Source organism: Aurantimonas sp. C2-5-R2 (genome assembly GCF_036549495.1).
GTDB lineage: Bacteria > Pseudomonadota > Alphaproteobacteria > Rhizobiales > Rhizobiaceae > Aurantimonas > Aurantimonas coralicida_A.
Genome location: NZ_JAZHLJ010000153.1, coordinates 1 through 3916 on the forward strand (window position 1 = coordinate 1; position 3916 = coordinate 3916).

4 protein-coding genes and 1 pseudogene are annotated in these 3916 nt (G+C 60.2%); 4 read left to right on the plus strand and 1 reads right to left on the minus strand.

Going from position 1 to position 3916, the window contains the following annotated elements; genetic code table 11:
* Positions 1-91 precede the first annotated feature (91 nt).
* From VQ044_RS24060 to VQ044_RS24075, 4 genes and pseudogenes are all read left to right on the plus strand, one after another.
* On the plus strand, positions 92-421 hold the full coding sequence (locus VQ044_RS24060; protein WP_327650199.1) for a recombinase family protein: 330 nt from the start codon (positions 92-94) through the stop codon (positions 419-421).
* Between the two features lie 64 nt (positions 422-485).
* Positions 486-1370 carry a class I SAM-dependent methyltransferase gene (locus VQ044_RS24065; RefSeq protein WP_327650201.1) on the plus strand — a complete coding sequence of 295 codons (885 nt, stop codon included), beginning with the start codon at positions 486-488 and terminating at the stop codon, positions 1368-1370.
* 83 nt (positions 1371-1453) lie between these two features.
* Positions 1454-1615, plus strand: a pseudogene (locus VQ044_RS24070) (IS630 family transposase); the annotation flags it as partial.
* Between the two features lie 82 nt (positions 1616-1697).
* Positions 1698-2758 (plus strand): IS630 family transposase gene (locus tag VQ044_RS24075; protein WP_327650202.1). Its coding sequence is split into 2 segments (ribosomal slippage): positions 1698-2190 and positions 2190-2758, totalling 1062 coding nucleotides; the frame shifts between segments, so codons are not numbered across the junction.
* On the opposite strand, the gene VQ044_RS24080 is transcribed toward VQ044_RS24075, so the two are convergent.
* Positions 2759-3751 carry a glycosyltransferase family 4 protein gene (locus VQ044_RS24080; protein ID WP_327651433.1) on the minus strand — a complete coding sequence of 331 codons (993 nt, stop codon included), beginning with the start codon at positions 3749-3751 and terminating at the stop codon, positions 2759-2761.
* Positions 3752-3916: the final 165 nt, after the last annotated feature.

A 3916-nucleotide genomic window follows, 5' to 3' on the forward strand; every position in this document is an offset into this window, starting at 1 on the left:
AGATCCTCTCAGTCAAGAATGTCCATGGCCGCCCCCCATCCGCTCCGACCCTAGATCTAGTGGGTATGGGCGTCAAGCGGATAGGCACGGTATGAAACTCGGCTATGCTCGCGTCTCGACCGGTGACCAGACCCTGGGCCTCCAGCGTCAACACCTGTCGCAAGCGGCGTGCGAGATGCGCTTTGAGGAAAAGGTGTCAGGCGCGTGCCGGCGCCGTCCCGAACTCGAGCGGCTGCTCGGTCAATTGCGCAAGGGTGACATCCTCGACCGGCTGGCGAGGTCAACCAGGGCCGGGATGACCAACCTGCCATTGTGCCGATATGAACGCGTACGGTCGCCAAGTCCTGCTTCGTCCAGGTTGCGCGCCCTCTGGAGGCATTGCGGCCCGCTGGGTTCAATCTTTGGTGAAGTTGTGATATAATAAAATATGTCATTTGGAATATTTCGCTCCGCTCCGGGCGCGATAAAGGATTGAGAACTTACCCTTGAAAACCCATACTGTTGTAACAGATAAATCTGATTATGATAAAGTCGGAAAAGTAAATATGAATGATATTTACAACATGCGGGAGCCGACCGATTATTTCTTACGATTATCTTCACTCGATTACCAAATACCGCAGGAGGCCAAGCCACGATTTCAACGCTTGATCGAGGCGAGACGACGCGCCACCGGATCCGAAGCAGCAAAAGTGGTGGATATTGGTTGCTCCTACGGGATCAACGGCGCGCTTCTCAAGCACCACCTTTCCATGGACGATCTCTATCGACATTACGCAGCGGTGGAACCATCCGATAGCGAGGCGCGTCTCGTCAGGGACCGCAATTTCTACGCTGAACCAGCGGACCCGGCGCTCACGATGATCGGCATCGACCCGGCCGATCGCGCGTTGTCCTATGCGATCGATATGGGAATCCTGGACGCTGGTATTTCAACGGATCTGGAGACACGGGATCCGACGCCGGAAGACGCTGCGACGATCGAAAACGCCGATCTCATTATTTCGACCGGCTGCATCGGCTACGTGACGGAAACGACGCTGGAACGGCTGCTAAAATCGAGCTACCGCAGCAATCCTTGGATGGCGCATTTCGTACTGCGCATGTTCGATTTCTCTGCTTCGGAGGAAATGCTGCGCAGGCATGGCTATGTTACGGAAAAGGTGGATGGCCTGTTCCGACAGCGGCGCTTCGCTTCCGCCAACGAGCGGCGGCACGTGCTCGATAATCTCCATCGACTGGGGATCGACGCCACGGGTGCGGAGGCGGACGGATGGTATCTCGCGGAGCTTCATGTAGCGCGGCCCGAAAAGAACGCAAAATCAGTGCCGCTTGGTGAAATTCTTGGTGGATCTACGGATGTAATCTGAATGGTACGGCCTCCACTTGCCTGGAATTTCCAGTGATGCGCCACAGGCCTGCGCCGCTTTCCGCGACAGAGCAAAGATACGTGAACCCCATCGAGATGGCGTTCGCAAAGCTCAAAGCGCTCTTGAGGAAAGCCGCCGCGCGAACCCTCGACGATCTCTGGCGTGCAGTCGGCAACATCTGCGACCTGTTCGAGCCCGAAGAATGTTGGAACTACCTCAAGGCCGCTGGCTATGTTGCAGATTAATCCAGCGGGAGCGAAGGCGGACTCGTTGGGGATTCTTAAAGCGAGGAAAGTCTGAATCAATCATGGCAAATGGAGGTTTGCCATGTCGATACCCGTCCCGCTTTGCACGGATTTTGACGGGCCAACGCTGAGGAAAACGGCGAAGGCCACGAAAGATGCAGCCCAGACCAGGCGCCTGCTGGCGGTGTCCGAGATATACGATGGCGGCTCGCGCAGCGACGCGGCCCGGATCGGCGGCGTCACCTTGCAGATCATCCGTGACTGGGTCTTGCGCTTCAATGCCCACGGCCCTGCCGGCCTTATCACCGGCAAGGCGCCGGGCAACCGCCCGAAGCTGAACGAAGCCCAGCGCCGGGCCTTGGCCGATGTGGTCGACCGTGGCCCCATCCCGGCGATCCACGGCGTTGTTCGCTGGCGGCGTAAAGATCTGGCGCGCTGGCTTTTCGAAGAATTCCGCATCGAGGTTGACGAGACGACCGTCGGCCGCGAGCTGAGGGCCATGGGCTTTGCCAAGCTGTCGGCGCGCCCGCGCCACCACGCCCAGAACGAGTTCGAAGTGGAAGATTTTAAAAAAGCTTCCCGGCGGAACTGGCAGCGATCCAGGCGGGCCTCCCACAGGGCACCGAGATCGAACTCGGGTGGGCCGACGAGGCGCGTGTAGGCCAGAAAAACAAAATCACACGGCGATGGGCTCGGCGCGGCACGCGTCCCTCGGCTCCGAGCGATCAGCGCACCAAATGGGCCTATATCTTCGGAGCCATCTGTCCCAAGAAGGGCAAGGGCGCTGGCCTCGTCCTGCCCTACTGCGATACCAGCGCGATGAACGAACATCTGAAAGAGATCGCGCAAGCCGTCGATCCCGGCGCCCACGCCGTCCTCATCCTCGACCAGGCAGGATGGCATACGACGCCGAAGCTGAAGGTGCCGGCCAACATCACCCTCCTCTTTCTGCCCTCGAAGGCGCCCGAATTGAACCCGGTCGAAAACATCTGGCAGTTCATGCGCGACAACTGGCTGTCGAACCGCATCTTCCTCGATTACGACGACATCGTCGATCACTGCTGTGCCGCATGGAACAAGCTTGTCGATCAGCCCTGGAAAATTATCTCCATCGGAATGCGTGACTGGGCACACAGGTTCTGATCAGCGCCCGCTGGTATTAATTGCCTGACGCTCTAGAACAGCGCGATAGGCGTGCAGGTAAGCCTCCACCATGCGAGCGACTGAAAACCTCTCCGCATGAGCGCGCACGGTCCAGCGGTTGAACGTGTGAAGCAATCCAACGGCTTCGGCAGCGGCGGCCTCGTCCGGCACGAGAACGCCGCTCTCACCGGGTGCGATCACCTCCGCCATGCTGCCGCGCCGATAGGCGATCACCGGCGTCCCGCACGCCATGGCTTCAACGACGGACAGCCCGAACGGCTCGTCGAAATGGATGAGGTGGAGCAGGCCCAGCGCTCCGCCCAGCAACGCGTCCCGCTCCTCCGGGCCGACCGGGCCGACATAGCGGACCCGCTCGCCAAGGTGCGGCTCGATCTCGCGCTCGAAATACCCCTGGTCCTGAACGATGCCGGCCAGCACGAGAGGTCGGTTGGTCGCGCGGGCGACCCGGATGGCGTCCGCCGCGCCTTTGTCCGGATGAATGCGACCGAAGAACAATAGGTAGTCGCCCGGCAAGTCGCGGAAGGTGAACTCCCCGAAATCAAGACCGTGATGGATCGTCGCGAGATAGGTGAGGTCCGGGTGCCGGTCGGCATCCGAAATGCTCACATACGCCGCCAGCCCGTTGAAGGCACGGTAGACTGGCAAGATACGATCGCTCGAGAAGCCGTGGATGGTGGAAATCGTGGGGGTGTCGACCAGGCTCGCATAGGTCAGCGGAAGAAAGTCGTAGTGATTGTGGATCAGGTCGAAGCTTGCCGCCTGGCCAAAGGCGTTCGCCAGATGCAGTCCCTCCCACACCTTCACATCCAGCCCCGGCGTTTCCTCGTAAGGCGAGGGCACCACGGCGCTGAGACGGGCGCTTGTGCAGGAGTCGGCGGTAGCGAACAGCGTCACATCCGCTCCGGCGGCGACGAGGCCTTCGGTGAGTAGGGAAACGACCCGCTCCCACGGCCCATAAGCCCGCGGCGGCACTCGCCAGAGCTATGGCCGGAGTTGGGTGACGGGGCCGATCAGGCGGCGCGTTGATCGGCGGGCGGGTGCAACCTTCAGAGCCTGAGCGAAAAGGAGTTGAGCGATATCAGCAGGTTGTGATTCCCCTACGTTGTCGAGACGATGGGGAATCGAGATGGCCTGGGA

Excerpts from the sequence above, each read along its gene's own strand:
- VQ044_RS24060 (WP_327650199.1), top strand. The coding sequence starts at position 92 with ATGAAACTCGGCTATGCTCGCGTCTCGACCGGTGACCAGACCCTGGGC.